Annotated in this window: 12 protein-coding genes, 1 pseudogene and 1 riboswitch; of the genes and pseudogenes, 3 read left to right on the top strand and 10 right to left on the bottom strand. The window is 68.8% G+C overall.

Going from position 1 to position 14,997, the window contains the following annotated elements; all coding sequences use genetic code 11:
- Nucleotides 1-234: 234 nt before the first annotated feature.
- Nucleotides 235-682: pseudogene (locus IE198_RS07605) on the top strand (glycerate kinase); the annotation flags it as partial.
- Nucleotides 683-710: 28 nt separating this feature from the next.
- On the opposite strand, the gene IE198_RS07600 reads toward IE198_RS07605, so the two are convergent.
- The 6 genes from IE198_RS07600 to ctaE all read right to left on the bottom strand — a co-directional run bounded on the left by IE198_RS07600 (nucleotide 711) and on the right by ctaE (nucleotide 8,058).
- Entirely contained in the window at nucleotides 711-2,102 is a 1,392-nt protein-coding gene (locus IE198_RS07600) for an aminotransferase class V-fold PLP-dependent enzyme (protein WP_189884057.1), read from the bottom strand.
- Nucleotides 2,103-2,292: 190 nt separating this feature from the next.
- A riboswitch (SAM riboswitch) is annotated at nucleotides 2,293-2,409 on the bottom strand.
- 212 nt (nucleotides 2,410-2,621) lie between these two features.
- Nucleotides 2,622-3,686: an anthranilate phosphoribosyltransferase gene (gene trpD, locus IE198_RS07595; protein ID WP_189884055.1), complete on the bottom strand. Its 1,065-nt coding sequence runs from the start codon at nucleotides 3,684-3,686 to the stop codon at nucleotides 2,622-2,624.
- Between the two features lie 154 nt (nucleotides 3,687-3,840).
- Nucleotides 3,841-5,466, bottom strand: coding sequence for a cytochrome bc1 complex cytochrome b subunit (qcrB, locus tag IE198_RS07590; RefSeq protein ID WP_189884053.1), 1,626 nt, complete (start codon nucleotides 5,464-5,466; stop codon nucleotides 3,841-3,843).
- Nucleotides 5,463-6,539, bottom strand: a complete 1,077-nt coding sequence (qcrA, locus tag IE198_RS07585) for a cytochrome bc1 complex Rieske iron-sulfur subunit (RefSeq protein WP_189884051.1) — start codon at nucleotides 6,537-6,539, stop codon at nucleotides 5,463-5,465. Before qcrA ends, qcrB begins: the two co-directional genes overlap by 4 nt.
- On the bottom strand, nucleotides 6,536-7,345 hold the full coding sequence (gene qcrC / locus IE198_RS07580) for a cytochrome bc1 complex diheme cytochrome c subunit (RefSeq protein WP_189884048.1): 810 nt from the start codon (nucleotides 7,343-7,345) through the stop codon (nucleotides 6,536-6,538). The genes qcrA and qcrC overlap by 4 nt, the downstream gene beginning before the upstream one ends.
- A 92-nt stretch (nucleotides 7,346-7,437) precedes the next feature.
- A complete protein-coding gene (ctaE, locus tag IE198_RS07575) occupies nucleotides 7,438-8,058 on the bottom strand; it encodes an aa3-type cytochrome oxidase subunit III (protein ID WP_100106741.1) in 621 nt (206 codons plus the stop codon).
- 181 nt (nucleotides 8,059-8,239) lie between these two features.
- On the opposite strand from ctaE, the gene IE198_RS07570 reads away from it, so the two are divergent.
- Entirely contained in the window at nucleotides 8,240-8,641 is a 402-nt protein-coding gene (locus tag IE198_RS07570; protein ID WP_189884046.1) for a DNA-binding transcriptional response regulator, read from the top strand.
- 13 nt (nucleotides 8,642-8,654) lie between these two features.
- On the opposite strand, the gene IE198_RS07565 is transcribed toward IE198_RS07570, so the two are convergent.
- From IE198_RS07565 to ctaC, 4 genes are all read right to left on the bottom strand, one after another.
- Entirely contained in the window at nucleotides 8,655-9,911 is a 1,257-nt protein-coding gene (locus IE198_RS07565) for a L,D-transpeptidase (RefSeq protein WP_189884044.1), read from the bottom strand.
- A gap of 134 nt (nucleotides 9,912-10,045) precedes the next feature.
- On the bottom strand, nucleotides 10,046-10,444 hold the full coding sequence (locus IE198_RS07560; RefSeq protein WP_189884042.1) for a cytochrome c oxidase subunit 4: 399 nt from the start codon (nucleotides 10,442-10,444) through the stop codon (nucleotides 10,046-10,048).
- Entirely contained in the window at nucleotides 10,441-12,180 is a 1,740-nt protein-coding gene (gene ctaD / locus IE198_RS07555) for an aa3-type cytochrome oxidase subunit I (RefSeq protein WP_189884040.1), read from the bottom strand. The genes IE198_RS07560 and ctaD overlap by 4 nt, the downstream gene beginning before the upstream one ends.
- A complete protein-coding gene (gene ctaC / locus IE198_RS07550) occupies nucleotides 12,177-13,148 on the bottom strand; it encodes an aa3-type cytochrome oxidase subunit II (protein WP_100106744.1) in 972 nt (323 codons plus the stop codon). Before ctaC ends, ctaD begins: the two co-directional genes overlap by 4 nt.
- Nucleotides 13,149-13,420: 272 nt before the next feature.
- On the opposite strand from ctaC, the gene IE198_RS07545 reads away from it, so the two are divergent.
- Complete coding sequence (locus tag IE198_RS07545; RefSeq protein WP_189884038.1) at nucleotides 13,421-14,836, top strand: cysteine desulfurase/sulfurtransferase TusA family protein; 1,416 nt, start codon at nucleotides 13,421-13,423, stop codon at nucleotides 14,834-14,836.
- Nucleotides 14,837-14,997 lie beyond the last annotated feature (161 nt).

The following is a 14,997-nucleotide window of genomic DNA, read 5'->3' as shown; positions in this document are numbered from 1 at the left end:
GCCCACCGGTCGCCGCCGGAGCCGGGACCGGTCACCGGACCACGGCGGTCGCTGCCGCAGAGCACTCAGGTCCGCCGCCCGCGAGGACCGCAGGATGAAGAAATCCTCATGCCCGCCTCATCCGAGCCTCCTGCGCTGCCCCGAGGATGAGAGGCTGCTTCGCCCTGATGCTGCTGGACCTCGGCCTGCCGGGACGGGACGGCTTTACGCTGCTGCGCGAGGCGCGTGTGACACGGCGGTGAGGGTACGGCGGAGGCACCGGCTGCCGCGACCGGCGGCCGACTCGTGCCGCGCGTCGCGACCGGCCCCTCGGCAGCCCTGTGCACATGCATTTCGCGCTGCTGGGCGACGGCGCGGCGGTCGTCGAGGTGGCCGCCGTCGCCCGGCTCGCCCTGGTGCCTGCGGGCCGCCGCGACCCGTGTGTGACCACCAGGTACGGGGTGGGCGAGCTGATCCGGGCCGGGGTGGACGCCGGTGCGCGAAGGATCCTGGTCGGCTGCGGCAACTTGGGCACGTCGGACGGTGCGGTATGCGCGCTTCAGGCCCTCGGCGTCCGGCTCCTGGACACCGAGGGGGTCGAGTTGGCCACGGAGGGCGGGAGTTGAAGCGCCTGGCATGGATCGAACCCACCGGCCTCGATCCACGTGTCACCGAGGCCGAACCCCTTGTGGCCTACAACCCCTGCACCCGGCCGACGGCGTGAGCCGCCCTCAGCCCCGGTCGGGGACGCAACGGCCGTCCTCCGTACGGTACTTCCACTGCGCGCCGTCGCGGACCAGTTCCTTCACGGCCCGCACGAACCGCTCCAGGTGCTCGTCCGGCGTCCCCGCGCCGAAGCTGACGCGGATCGCGTTGAGGGACCTCTCCCCCGGCTCCGCCTCCGGCGCGCCGCACTCGCCGACGTCCTGCGGGTCGCTGCCCAGCAGGGTGCGCACCAGCGGGTGGGCGCAGAACAGTCCGTCCCGTACGCCGATGCCGTACTCGGCGGACAACGCGGCGGCGAAGTGCGAGCTGTTCCAGCCGTCCACGACGAAGGAGAGCACACCGACCCGGGGGGCGTCGTCGCCGAACAGCGACAGCACCCTGACCTCCGGCACCTCGGCGAGCCCCTCCCGGACCTTCGCGATCAGGTGCTGCTCACGGGCGACCAGCGAGTCGAACCCCGCTTCCGTGAGCGCCTTGCAGGCGGAGGCGATCGCGTAGACGCCGATCACGTTCGGGGAGCCTGCCTCGTGCCGTGCGGCGCTGGTGTGCCATTCGACGTCCACGCCGCCGTCGCTCCGCCGGGCGACCGTGCGCGAGGCACCACCGCCCGCGAGGTACGGCTCCGCCTCCCGCAGCCAGTCCGCGCGTCCGGCGAGCACCCCGGAACCGAACGGCGCGTACAGCTTGTGCCCGGAGAAGGCCACCCAGTCGACGTCCAGTTCCTCCACCGACACCGGGTGGTGGGGCGCCAGTTGGGCGGCGTCGAGCACGATACGGGCGCCGTGGGCGTGCGCCGCGGCGGCGAGTTCCCTGACCGGCCACAGCTCGCCGGTGACGTTCGAGGCGCCGGTGACGCAGACCAGCGCGGGCCCGTGGGGGTCACGGTCGGCCAGCGCCCGCTCCAGCGTACGGATGGCGTCGCCGGGAGTGCGGGGGGCGTTCAGGTACGTCACCCGGGAGCCCCGCCACGGCAGCAGCGACGCGTGGTGCTCTGTCTCGAAGACGAACACCTGGCAGCCTGCGGGCAGTGCCGCGGCGAGAAGGCCCAGCGAGTCGGTCGTGGAGCGGGTGAAGACGACCTGGTCACCTTCCCGGCAGCCGAGGAACTCGTGCACCTGGGTCCGGCTGTTCTCGAACAGGTCCGTGGACAGCTGCGAGAGGTACCCGGCGCCACGGTGCACGCTGCCGTAGTACGGGGCGTACGCGGCGACGTCGTCCCAGACCCGCTGGAGCGCCGGGGCGCTGGCCGCGTAGTCGAGGGCGGCGTAGGTGACTTCGCCGCCGGTGACGAGCGGAACGGTGACGTCCCGGCCGAGCACCGGCAGCGGGGCACAGAGGGCCGGGGCGGCGGCGGTGTCGGTGACAGCGGTCTCGGCGGCGTTCGGGTACGCGGACATGGCGGTATCTCCCAGCAGGAAAGGCGAATCGGCTTCAAGGACCCGGATACGGGATGGCCTCGACACACGGCGGCGCCGTGCGGAGGGTGTTGAAGAAGGGGCGAAGACGCCCTATCGCATTCGCTTGCTCACGAGACTGCTCCCTTGAGGACCAGGACCCCAGGGACGCGGCATTCGACGATGCCGCGGGGGTCCGCGCTTGCCGCAGACCTCGCTGCCTGCGGCCTGGTCTTCACCCGGGGCACCCCGCCACGGACGGAGGGTTGCCGGACAGCGGGCCGGGGCCTCGTCGCTGTCACTCATGACCTGCCCAGAAGCTATGCCAGAGGGGCACGGTCTCGCAACACGTGTCCGCATCACGGGACATCGTGCGGCGGCCGACCCGGCGGCGCCGGGCCCGAGCCGACGCGGAAGCACCCGACGCGTCGGCCGGTCTGTGAGAGGCTCGACGGCCCGGCGCCGCACCACGCGGGTGCCGTGCGGCGACGCACGCCGCACGGCACCACCGCGCCACCCGCGCTACGCGTTGCTCGCGGTCACCCAGCGCTCCAGCGCCGCCCTCGCCGCACCGGAGTCGATCGACTGCGCCGCCCGTGCGATACCGGCCGCAAGCTGCTCGTTGAGCGTGCCGTCCGTCGGCTCCAGGGCCGCGAGCGCCGCCGCCGAGTTGAGCAGCACCGCGTCCCGTACGGGACCTGTCTCGCCGCCCAGCAACCGACGCGCCACGTCCGCGTTGTACGAGGCGTCCGCGCCGCGCAGCGCCTCCACGGGTACGAGGTCGATGCCGATGTCCCGCGGGTCGAACGCCTCCTCGCGCACGGCGCCGTCGCGCACCAGCCACACCCGGGACGTCGCCGTCGTGGTGAGCTCATCGAGGCCGTCGTCGCCGCGGAAGACCAGGGCGGACGAACCGCGCTCGGCGAGCACTCCGGCCACGATCGGCGCCATCCGGGCGTCGGCCACACCGGTGGCCTGCGCCCTGACCTTGGCCGGGTTGGTGAGCGGTCCGAGGAAGTTGAAGACCGTGCGGATGCCCAGCTCCTTGCGGGCCACGGCGACGTGCCGCAGCGCCGGGTGGAACTTCACGGCGAAGCAGAAGGTGATGCCCGCCTCCGCTGCCACCTCGACCACCCGCTGCGGGGTCAGCTCCAGATTGACGCCGAGCTTCTCCAGGACGTCGGACGCGCCGCTCGCCGAGGACGCGGCGCGGTTGCCGTGCTTGACGACCTTCGCGCCGGTACCCGCGACGACGATCGCGGACATGGTGGAGATGTTGACGGTCTTGGCGCCGTCGCCGCCGGTGCCGACGATGTCGACGCTGGGGCCCGGCACCTCGATCAGGTTGGCGTGCTCGTACATCGTCCGTACCAGACCGGAGATCTCCTCGACGGTCTCGCCCTTGGCGCGCAGCGCCGTCACGAAGCCGGCGATCTGGGCATTGGTGGCCTCGCCGCTGAGGATGCGGTCCATGGCCCACGCGGTGGCGTCGGCACTCTGGTCGCGGTTGTCGAGGAGGGCGTTCAGCACGCCGGGCCAGGAGTAGGCCGCCACGCTGTCGCCGCCAACCGGGGTCCATACGTTCATGGTCCGCTCCTGGGTCCTCGTGCTGGGGTCCCCCTCCGACCGCCAGGCCGTAGGGGGCGGGATGGCTCCACCCTATCCAGGGCGCGGGCACGGCGAAGGGCCCCGTCCATCGAGTGGACGGGGCCCGGCGCTGTGGCGACGTATCGGTCAGGGATCAGTGGTGGCCGTGGCCGCTGGTGATCTCCTTGTACTCCTCGGTCGTCGGCTTGGCGATCTGGTGGTCACCGCCGAAGTAGCCCTTGTTGAGCTTGACGCGCAGCTTCTCGGTGAGCTTGACCTTGCGGCGCACGCCGTTCTCGTCGACCGTCGGGCCGATCTCGGCGGGCTTGTACTGCTCGTGCGCCGTCAGCTTGTACAGGTCACTCTGCGACAGCGGCTCGTGGACCTCGACGAACTCACCGTGCGGCAGGCGCTTGATGATGCCGGACTCGCGTCCGTGCAGCACCTTGTCCTTGTCGCGCCGCTGCAGACCCAGGCAGATCCGCTTGGTGATGATGAACGCCAGCACCGGTCCGACGAAGTACGTGATCCGGACGAACCAGGTGATCGCGTTGATCGACAGATGGAAGTGGGTGGCGAAGATGTCGTTGCCACCGCCGAGCAGCATGATCACATAGCCGGTCACCCAGGCGACACCGAGCGCGGTGCGCGTCGGGGCGTTGCGCGGGCGGTCCAGGATGTGGTGCTCGCGCTTGTCGCCGGTGATCCACGACTCGATGAACGGGTAGACCGCGAGTGCCGCGAGGACGACGCCGAAGAGGACCAGCGGGATGAACACGCCGAGGACCAGCGTGTGGCCCCACAGGTTGATCTCCCAGCCCGGCATCACTCGGACGAGGCCCTCTGCGAAGCCCATGTACCAGTCGGGCTGGGCACCGGTGGACACATGGTCCGGCCGGTACGGGCCGAGCGCCCACACCGGGTTGATGGTGAACATGCCGGCGATCAGCGCGATGACACCGAAGACCAGGAAGAAGAAGCCTCCGGCCTTGGCCATGTAGACCGGCAGCAGCGGCATGCCGACGACGTTCTTGTTCGTGCGGCCGGGGCCCGCGAACTGGGTGTGCTTGTGGTAGAAGACCAGGATCAGGTGCGCCACCACGAGGCCGAGCATGATGCCCGGCAGCAGCAGGATGTGGATCGAGTAGAACCGGGCCACCATGTCGTGGCCGGGGAACTCGCCGCCGAACAGGAACATCGAGATGTAGGTGCCGACGATCGGCACCGACAGGATCGCGCCCTGGGTGAAGCGGACACCGGTGCCGGAGAGCAGGTCGTCCGGGAGCGAGTAACCGGTGAAGCCGGTGAACATGCCGAGGACGAACAGCAGGAAGCCGAACAGCCAGTTGATCTCACGCGGCTTGCGGAACGCGCCGGTGAAGAACACGCGCATCATGTGCACGAACATGGCGGCGAGGAAGATCAGCGCGGCCCAGTGGTGGATCTGCCGGATGAGCAGACCACCGCGGACGTCGAAGCTGATGTCCAGCGTCGAGGCGTACGCCTCGGTCATGCGGATGCCCTGCATCGGCACGTACGAGCCGTGGTACTCGATCTCGTTCATGCTCGGGTGGAAGAACAGCGTCAGGTACACACCCGTGAGGATGATGATGATGAAGCTGTAGAGCGCGATCTCACCCAGCATGAAGGACCAGTGGTCCGGGAAGATCTTCCGCATGTTGGCCTTGGCCAGGGAGTAGATCCCGAGCCGGCCGTCCGCCCAGTCGGCCACCCGCTCGCCGGCGGGCGCCTTCTTCCGTGTATCCGTCTGTGTACTCATCCGCGCTCCCAGAAGGCAGGACCGACGGGCTCTTCGAAGTCGCCGAGCGCCTCGAGGTTGCCCTCGGCGTTGACGCCGATACGCAGCTGCGGAAGCGGGTGACCGGCCGGACCGAAGATGACGCGGGCGCCGTCGGAGAGGTCGAAGGTGGACTGGTGGCACGGGCAGAGGACGTGGTGCGTCTGCTGCTCGTACAGGCTGATCGGGCAGCCGACATGGGTGCAGATCTTCGAGTAGGCCACGATGCCCTCGTGGGACCACTCGAGCTCGCGCTGGTCCTTGATGTCCTCCGGCTGGAGCCGGACGATCATCACGGCCGCCTTGGCGATCTCGGTGTTGAAGTTGTGGTCGCTCTCCTTCAGGCCCTCGGGCATGACGAAGGTCAGCGAACCCACAGCAACGTCCTCGGGACGCAGCGGCTCGTTGGTGTTCATGTTGATGAGCTGCTTGCCCCTGGCCCACAGGGTCTTGCGGAGCTTGTCCTCGGGCATCGGCCCGAGCTCGCGCAGCAGCACCACACCGGAGAGCGGCACCATGGCCAGCGCGCCGAACATGGTGTTGCGGATCAGCTTGCGCCGTCCGATCGCGGACTCCCGGGCACCGTCCGCGAAGTCGGCCATGACCTTGGCCCTGACCTCGGGCGCGGCCTCGATCGCGTGACGGTCGTCGGCGACCTCCACGTCGGACATCAGGGTGCGCGCCCAGTGGACGGCGCCCGCGCCGATGCAGAAGAGGGCGAGGCCCAGGGTCACGCCCAGCGAGAAGTTGAGCGCGCTGATGTGACCGAACGGCCAGATGTAGATGATCTTGTCCACCGGGAAGATCACGAACGCGGCGATGAAGCCGATCGTCGCGAGCATCGACAGCGTGAACAGCAGGGCGACGGTGCGCTCGGACCGCTTGGCGGCTCGCTCGTCGATGTCCTGGATGCGCGGCTTGTGCGCCGGCAGCCCGGGATCGGCGAACGGGTCGTCGCCGCGCTGTGCGACGGCGGTGCTGCCACCGTGTGCCGCGTCGTGCGCGGCGCCCTGCTCTACGGGCAGGTTCTCTTCTGGAATGTCTTGGCTACTCATGACTTCTTGGCCTTAGCGGTGTGGGCCGCGACCCAGACGGCAACAGCGATCAGCGAACCGAGACCGAAGATCCAGCCGAACAGACCCTCACTGACGGGGCCCAGGCCGCCCAGCGCGAAGCCGCCGGGGGTCGGCGTCTCCTCGCTGTTCACGGTCTTGACGTACGCGATGATGTCCCGCTTCTCCTGCTCGGGCATCGTGGTGTCGGGGAAGGAGGGCATGTTCTGCGGGCCGGTCTGCATGGCCTCGTAGAGGTGCTTCGGGCTGACGCCCTCCAGGCTCGGGGCGTACTTGCCCTCGGTCAGCGCGCCGCCCTCGCCGGTGAAGTTGTGGCACTGGGCGCAGTTGTTGCGGAACAGCTCGCCACCCTTGGCGATGTCCGCGCCCTCCGGGCTGTACTGCTTCTCGGTCGGCGTGATCGGACCGGCGCCCAGGGAGGCGACGTACGCCGCGAGCTGGTCGATCTCGGCCTGCGAGTAGACGACCGGCTTCTCGGGCACCTGCGCGCCGGGCTGCTGGGCGGGCATACGGCCCGTGCCGACCTGGAAGTCGACGGCGGCGGAGCCGACACCGACCAGGGACGGACCGTCGGAGGTGCCCTGACCGCCGGTTCCGTGGCAGCTTGCGCAGCCCACGGTGTAGAGCTTCTGGCCCTCCTTGATGGCAAGGGACTGGGCGGTTACATCGGCCTGCGCCTTGTCCGCGGGTGCGAACGCGGCGTACAGCCCCCCAGTGGCCGCCAGCGCGAGGAGTAGGACGACGACCGCCGCCAGCGGATGGCGTCGTCGTGCGGAGAGCTTTTTCACGGATTACCCCGGTGTCAGGATCTTCTGCGTCGATGCTTCTGGACTATGTCTGCTTCGGGCGGCGCCCGCTCGGGGCGTGCCGCCCGCGCCGATTACTTGATCATGTAGATCGTGGCGAAGAGGCCGATCCAGACGACATCGACGAAGTGCCAGTAGTAGGACACGACGATGGCGGCGGTTGCCTGCTCGTGGGTGAATCTCCGGGCCGCGTAGGTCCTTCCCAGGACCAGCAGGAAGGCGATGAGACCGCCCGTCACGTGCAGGCCGTGGAAACCGGTGGTCAGGTAGAACACCGAGCCGTACGGGTCGGACGAGAGGGACAGCCCCTCGTGCTTGACCAGCTCGGTGTACTCGAAGACCTGACCGCCGATGAAGATGGCACCCATCACGAACGTGATGATGAACCAGGTGCGGAGCTTCTTCACATCGCCCCGCTCGGCGGCGAAGACGCCGAGCTGGCACGTGAGGGAGGAGAGCACCAGGATCGTGGTGTTCGTCGCCGAGAACGGGAAGTTCAGCGCATCGGCTTTCTCTGCCCAGAACTCGGCACCCGTCACCGATCGCAGGGTGAAGTACATCGCGAAGAGGGCCGCGAAGAACATCAGCTCGGAACTCAGCCAGATGATGGTTCCGACGCTGGTGAGGTTCGGCCGATTGACCGACGGGTGCGCGTGCCCGGTTTCTACTGTCGTTGCTGTCGCCACGACCGACATTATGTCGGTCGCTTATCCCGCCCTCACTCCGGGGGGTGCTGTTCGGAGTGTTCCCACCCTCGGCGGGGCCTCCGGGCGGAGCCGAACGGCCCATCGAAGCCATGTCCGAACCGATGCTGACAGGCAGTGCGACGGAGTAGCATCCCGCGAAACAGCCTGATCGAACGAGTGCGGAGGAACCATGCAGTCGAGCGCCACGGTCCTGGTCTACAGCGACGACGCAAACACCCGCGAGCAGGTCAGGCTGGCGGCCGGTCGCAGGCCCGCGGCCGACGTCCCGCCGGTGCGGTTCATGGAGTGCGCGACCCTTCCCGCGGTCCTGAAGGCCCTCGACGAGGGCGGCATCGACGTCTGCGTCCTGGACGGGGAGACGGTCCCCGCGGGCGGTATGGGCGTGTGCCGGCAGATCAAGGACGAGGTCTTCGACTGCCCGCCCGTGCTGCTGTTGATCGGCCGCCCGCAGGACGCCTGGCTGGCCACCTGGAGCCGCGCCGAGGCGGCGGTGACGCTGCCGGTGGAGCCGGTGGAGTTCGCCGCGTCCCTCGCGGCGCTGCTGCGCAGTCGGCTCTCCATCGGGTGCTGACCAGGATCGACTCTCAGACCTGGGGCCGCAGTCGGGCGGACACCGCGGTGACGTTGCCGCTCGAGGCGTCCGAGCCGGGGACCAGGGCGCTGCCCTTGCGCCACTTGTCCCAGTTCACGTTCCAGTCGCCGAATCCGTTGCCGAACGTGTCCATCATGTTGCCGTAACTGTTGACGACCTTGACGAGGTCACCCGCCCGGACGTTCTCGTAGAACCACTGGGCGTCGGCCATGGACATACCGGTGCAGCCGTGGCTGACGTTCGCGGAGCCCTGGGAGCCGACCGACCAGGGCGCCGCGTGGACGTACTCGCCGCTCCAGGTGACGCGGGTCGCGTAGTAGACGGGCAGGTCGTACGACTCGGAGCTGCCTTCGGCGATACCGATGCTGGTGCTGCGCATCCGCACGAAGTACTCCTTGCCGAGCACCACCTTGATGCCGTTGCGGGTCTCGAAGCCGGGCTTACCGGTGGTCACCGGCATGGTTTTGATCACTTCTCCGTTGCGCATCACCGTCATGGTGTGCGCCGAGGCGTCGGTGACGGCTTCGAGGCGGTCGCCGATGGTGATCTTCAGCGGCTTCGAACGGCCTCCGTAGAGCTTGCCGGCGACCTTGACGCCCTGGAGGTTGCTGGTGACGCTCACCTTCGCTCCCGTGGGCCAGTACTCCCTGGGCCGGAAGTGCAGGGTCTTGTCGTCGACCCAGTACCAGGCGCCCTCCACAGCGGGCTTCGAGCTCACCTTCAGGGCGCGTTCGACCACCGCCCTGCCCTTGCCCTCGGCGACGGCGAGGCTGAGTTTGGCCGTGATGGGCTGCCCCACTCCGTATGTGCCCGACTCCGGGCCCAACTCCGCGGTCAGAAATCGCTTGGCGGGTGCCGTCTCGAAGAACAGGGTGCGCACGCCGGGGGCACCCTCGTCGTCCTCCGTGGAGACCCTGACCGTGTATTTGGCGCCGGCCGCCAGCGGGGCGGTGGAGCGCCAGCGGACGCCGTCGGCGGCCAGTTCGCCCGCGAGGTAGTGGCCCGCCTCATCCATGACGGTGACGTCCGTGAGCCGTCCGCCGTCCCCCTTGGAGCTGACCTCCAGGGGCTTGTCGGGGTCCACCTTCGCGGTTCCGGACCCGGCGTTGAGGCTCACCTGCCGCGCCGCGTCGTACGGCGCGGCGGACAGGGGGTGCCGGTCCGGTTCGCCGCACGCGGTCGCGACCACACCGAGGGAGACGACCAGCGTGATGCAGCTGACGGCACGGATACGAGGCGTGTGGTTCATAACCACACGGTATGAAGAATCGTCAGCCGCGGCGCGCCGGATGACTCCGAACGAGTGGGCCCGGATCACCTCACTGGAGTGAGGCGATCCGGGCCCGTCCCGTTGCTTTGTTCTGCTGTTCCGCTCAGGCGGTCCTACTGGTTCTGGCTCTCACCGCGGTAGTACTCGAACACCCAGCCGAAGAGGCCGATCAGGATCAGCGGCAGCGAGAAGTAGAGCAGCCACCATCCGATCGCCACACCGAGGAAGGCGAGCGCACCGCCGATGCCCAACGAGAGCGGCTGCCAGCTGTGCGGGGAGAAGAACCCCACCTCGCCGGCCTCGTCGGCCACGTCCGCTTCCTTGTTGTCCTGGGCCATGGCGTCCACTCGCCGGGCCGTGAAGGCCAGGTAGTAGCCGATCATGACGCTCAGGCCGAACGCCAGGAAGAGCGCGGTGGTACCGGCCGGCTCCTTCGACCAGACGCCGTACAGGATGGCGACGGCCAGGATGAAGACGCTCAGCCAGAGGAACATCTTGCCCTGGATCTTCACTTGCTCTCCTCCTTGCCACCGGCCAGCACACTGGCGCCGTGGCCGTCGTGCTCGAGCTGGTCGAGAGCCGCGATCTCCGGGTGGTGCAGGTCGAACGCCGGCGATTCACTGCGGATGCGCGGCAGCGTGAGGAAGTTGTGCCGCGGCGGCGGGCAGGACGTGGCCCACTCGAGCGAACGGCCGTAGCCCCACGGGTCGTCGACCTCGATCTTCTTGCCGTACTTCGCCGTCTTCCAAACGTTGTACATGAAGGGCAGGATCGACAGACCGAGCAGGAACGAGGCGATCGTGGAGATCGTGTTCAGCGCGGTGAAACCGTCGGCCGCGAGGTAGTCCGCGTAGCGGCGGGGCATGCCCTCCGCGCCCAGCCAGTGCTGCACCAGGAACGTGCCGTGGAAGCCGATGAACAGCGTCCAGAAGGTGATCTTGCCGAGCCGCTCGTCCAGCATCTTGCCCGTGAACTTCGGCCACCAGTAGTGGAATCCGGCGAACATCGCGAACACCACGGTGCCGAAGACGACGTAGTGGAAGTGCGCGACGACGAAGTACGAGTCGGAGACGTGGAAGTCCAGCGGCGGTGAGGCCAGGATGACACCGGTCAGACCACCGAAGGTGAAGGTGACCAGGAAGCCGATCGTCCAGAGCATCGGTGTCTCGAAGGACAAGGAGCCCTTCCACATCGTTCCGATCCAGTTGAAGAACTTCACACCGGTCGGTACGGCGATGAGGAACGTCATGAAGGAGAAGAACGGCAGCAGCACACCGCCTGTGACATACATGTGGTGCGCCCACACCGTCACGGACAGACCGGCGATCGCGATCGTCGCGCCCACCAGACCGATGTAACCGAACATCGGCTTGCGGGAGAAGACCGGGATGATCTCCGAGACGATGCCGAAGAACGGCAGGGCGATGATGTACACCTCTGGATGGCCGAAGAACCAGAAGAGGTGCTGCCACAGCAGGGCGCCGCCGTTGGAGGCGTCGAAGATGTGGGCGCCGAACTTGCGGTCTGCCTCCAGGGCGAACAGCGCGGCCGCCAGCACCGGGAAGGCCAGCAGGACCAGCACACCGGTCAGCAGCACGTTCCAGGTGAAGATCGGCATCCGGAACATCGTCATACCGGGAGCGCGCATGCAGATGATCGTGGTGATGAAGTTGACCGAGCCGAGGATCGTGCCGAAGCCGGAGAAGGCCAGACCCATGATCCACATGTCGGCGCCGACGCCCGGCGAGCGGACCGCGTCCGACAGCGGGGAGTAGGCGAACCAGCCGAAGTCGGCCGCACCCTGCGGGGTGAGGAAGCCGGCCACCGCGATCAGCGAGCCGAAGAGGTACAGCCAGTACGCGAACATGTTCAGCCGCGGGAACGCCACGTCGGGCGCGCCGATCTGCAGCGGCATGATCCAGTTCGCGAATCCGGCGAACAGCGGCGTCGCGAACATCAGCAGCATGATCGTGCCGTGCATCGTGAACGCCTGGTTGAACTGCTCGTTCGACATGATCTGCGTGCCCGGCCGGGCCAGCTCGGCGCGCATGAAGAGCGCCATCAGGCCACCGATGCAGAAGAAGACGAACGAGGTGACGAGGTAGAGCGTGCCGATCGTCTTGTGGTCGGTGGTCGTCAGCCACTTCACCACGACGTTGCCGGGCTGCTTGCGCCGCAGGGGCAGCTCGTTCTCGTACGAGTCTTCATCTGCCGCGGCGGCACCCTGGGGTTCGTTGAGGATGCTCACAGTTGGTTCTTCTCCGCATTCCTGGCCGGGTCCGTCTGCTCAATGCCCGACGGGATGAAGCCGGTCTGCCCCTTCTCGGCAAGCTCCTTCAGGTGCTGCTGGTAGCGCTCCGGGGAGACGACCTTGACATTGAAGAGCATCCGGGAGTGATCCACGCCGCAGAGCTCGGCACACTTGCCCATGAAGGTGCCCTCACGCGTGGGGGTCACCTCGAAGACGTTGGTGTGGCCGGGGATGACGTCCTGCTTGAACAGGAAGGGGACCACCCAGAAGGAGTGGATGACATCACGCGAGGTCAGGACGAACCGGACCTTCTCCCCCTTGGGCAGCCAGAGCGTGGGGCCCGGGTTGCCGTTCTGCGGGTTCCGGGTGCCGGGGATACCGGCGTCGTAGACGCCCTCCGCACCCTCCGGGAAGTCGTTGGTGTACTTGTCCGGGACCGCGTTCAGTTCCTTGTTCGCGGCCGCGTCCCCGGTGGCCGGGTTCCCGTCCACGTCCTCGAGGTAGTTGAAGCCCCAGCTCCACTGGTAGCCGACCACGTTGATGGTGTGGGCGGGCTTGTCGGAGAGCTCGAGGAGCTTCGACTCGTCGCGCGCGGTGAAGTAGAAGAACACCGACACGATGATGATCGGAACCACGGTGTAGAGCGCCTCGATGGGCATGTTGTACCGGGTCTGCGGAGGGATCTCCACCTTGGTGCGGGTGCGCCGGTGGAAGAACACGCTCCACAGGATCAGGCCCCACACCAGCACGCCCGTGGCGAGCGCAGCCGCCCACGAGCCCTGCCAGAGGGAGAGGATCCGCGGCGCCTCCTCCGTGACGGGGGTGGGCATTCCGAGGCGGGGGAAATCCTCCCAGTTGTACGAACAACCGGAGGCGGTAGCCAGGATCAGGCCCGCAGTCAGCACCTGCGGCAGCTTCCGCCGCATCGGGCGCCGCGACGAGCGGTCGGAGCCGTTGGGACTCACGTAGCGCCTTCCCGAGAGTCTCGGCCCGCGCGGCCGGCTGCGGCCGTCTCGCTGGTCGGTCGCCGGCCCTGACGCGGGCAGGGGTTTGGATGTTTATGCGGACCAAACCCTACTGGACGCTATTTGGGGTCGCGCGGGGAGGGTGCCCAACGCGCCGCCCGACACCCCGAAGGGGTGGCCGACCCCTTCCCGGGAGGTACGGAGCGCCCCGGAATGCCCACTTCCGGCGGCCGGCTGACGCTCGCTCCCCTCCTCGGGGTTAGCGTGACGACGTGCCCTATTTCGATGCCGCTTCCGCCGCTCCCCTGCACCCCGTGGCCCGCCAGGCCCTGCAGGCCTCCCTCGACGAGGGCTGGGCCGACCCCGCACGGCTCTACCGCGAGGGCCGCCGGGCACGGCTGCTGCTCGACGCGGCCAGGGAGGCAGCGGCGGAGGCTGTCGGGTGCCGTCCCGACGAGCTCGTCTTCACTCCTTCGGGGACGCAGGCCATTCATACCGCGATCTCCGGCGCGCTCGCCGGACGTCGGCGTGTCGGCCGCCGTCTCGTCGTCTCCTCCGTCGAACACTCCGCCGTTCTCCACGCCGCGGCGGCCTGGGAGGCGGCCGGCGGCTCGGTGACCGAGGTCGGCGTGGACCGGTACGGGGCGGTGTCCCCCGACGCGTACGCCGCGGAGCTCGATACCACCACCGCACTGGCGTGTCTGCAGTCCGCCAACCACGAGGTGGGCACCGAACAGCCGGTGCGGGAGGTGGCCGAGGCGTGTCGCGTGGCGGGCGTACCGCTCCTTGTGGACGCCGCCCAGTCCCTGGCCTGGGGTCCGGTGGACGGGGACTGGTCGCTGCTGACCGGGAGCGCGCACAAGTGGGGCGGCCCGGCGGGCGTCGGGCTGCTCGCCGTACGCAAGGGTGTCCGGTTCGCTCCGCAAGGCCCCGCCGACGAACGGGAGTCGGGCCGGTCCGCCGGCTTCGAGAACATCCCGGCGATCGTGGCGGCGGCCGCCTCCCTGCGCGCCGTGCGCGCGGAGGCGTCGGACGAGGCGGTACGGCTCCGGGCTCTCGTGGACCGCATCCGGGCGCGGGTTCCGGAACTGGTGCCGGACGTGGAGGTGGTGGGCGACCCGGTGCGGCGACTGCCGCACGTGGTGACGTTCTCCTGTCTCTATGTCGACGGAGAGACTCTGCTCCACGAACTGGACCGGGCCGGGTTCTCCGTCTCCTCCGGCTCTTCGTGCACCAGCAGCACGCTGATCCCGAGCCATGTGCTGCGGGCGATGGGGGTGCTGTCGGAGGGGAACGTTCGGGTGTCGCTGCCGTCGTCGTCCGGTACGTCCGGCACATCCGGTACGTCGGAGGAGGACGTGGACCGCTTCCTGGAGGTGCTGCCGGGATTGGTGGCGGGAGTGCGGGAGCGGTTGGGGGCGCCTGCGACTGCGCCCGCGCCCGCTGTTTCGCCGGAGGTGTCCGAGTCCCTCGTGGTGGACGCACTCGGCCGGCGCTGCCCGATCCCGGTGATCGAACTGGCCAAGGTCATCGGCGACGTGCCGGTCGGCGGCACGGTGACGGTGCTCTCCGACGACGAGGCGGCGCGGCTGGACATCCCGGCCTGGTGCGGGATGCGGGGGCAGGAGTACGTGGGGGAACAGGGGGCGGAGCGGGGCGTGGCGTATGTGGTGCGACGCCTGCGGTGACGCCTGCGGCGGGCCCTTTCCCCACCTCCCCCTTCCCGAACCGGGGCTTCGCCCCGGACCCCGTACAGCGCTTCGCGCGGTGTCCGGGGCCGCCGGACGGCTGGAAATCCGGCCCCCGCCGGGGGTAACTCCCCTTTGCCCGACGGCCGTGCCCCCACCCA

This window comes from Streptomyces xantholiticus (genome assembly GCF_014651015.1).
In the GTDB taxonomy this organism is placed as follows: domain Bacteria; phylum Actinomycetota; class Actinomycetes; order Streptomycetales; family Streptomycetaceae; genus Streptomyces; species Streptomyces xantholiticus.
Note: the sequence above shows the minus strand (reverse complement) of the source record. Positions and strands in the feature narration are given on the sequence as shown.

What these genes read in the sequence shown, in the direction of transcription:
- ctaE (WP_100106741.1), bottom strand. Translation starts at nt 8,058, where the DNA reads ATGTCGGTCGTGGCGACAGCAACGACAGTAGAAACCGGGCACGCGCAC.
- IE198_RS07570 (WP_189884046.1), top strand. Translation starts at nt 8,240, where the DNA reads ATGCAGTCGAGCGCCACGGTCCTGGTCTACAGCGACGACGCAAACACC.
- qcrA (WP_189884051.1), bottom strand. Translation starts at nt 6,539, where the DNA reads ATGAGTAGCCAAGACATTCCAGAAGAGAACCTGCCCGTAGAGCAGGGC.
- trpD (WP_189884055.1), bottom strand. Translation starts at nt 3,686, where the DNA reads ATGAACGTATGGACCCCGGTTGGCGGCGACAGCGTGGCGGCCTACTCC.
- IE198_RS07565 (WP_189884044.1), bottom strand. Translation starts at nt 9,911, where the DNA reads ATGAACCACACGCCTCGTATCCGTGCCGTCAGCTGCATCACGCTGGTC.
- qcrB (WP_189884053.1), bottom strand. Translation starts at nt 5,466, where the DNA reads ATGAGTACACAGACGGATACACGGAAGAAGGCGCCCGCCGGCGAGCGG.
- IE198_RS07600 (WP_189884057.1), bottom strand. Translation starts at nt 2,102, where the DNA reads ATGTCCGCGTACCCGAACGCCGCCGAGACCGCTGTCACCGACACCGCC.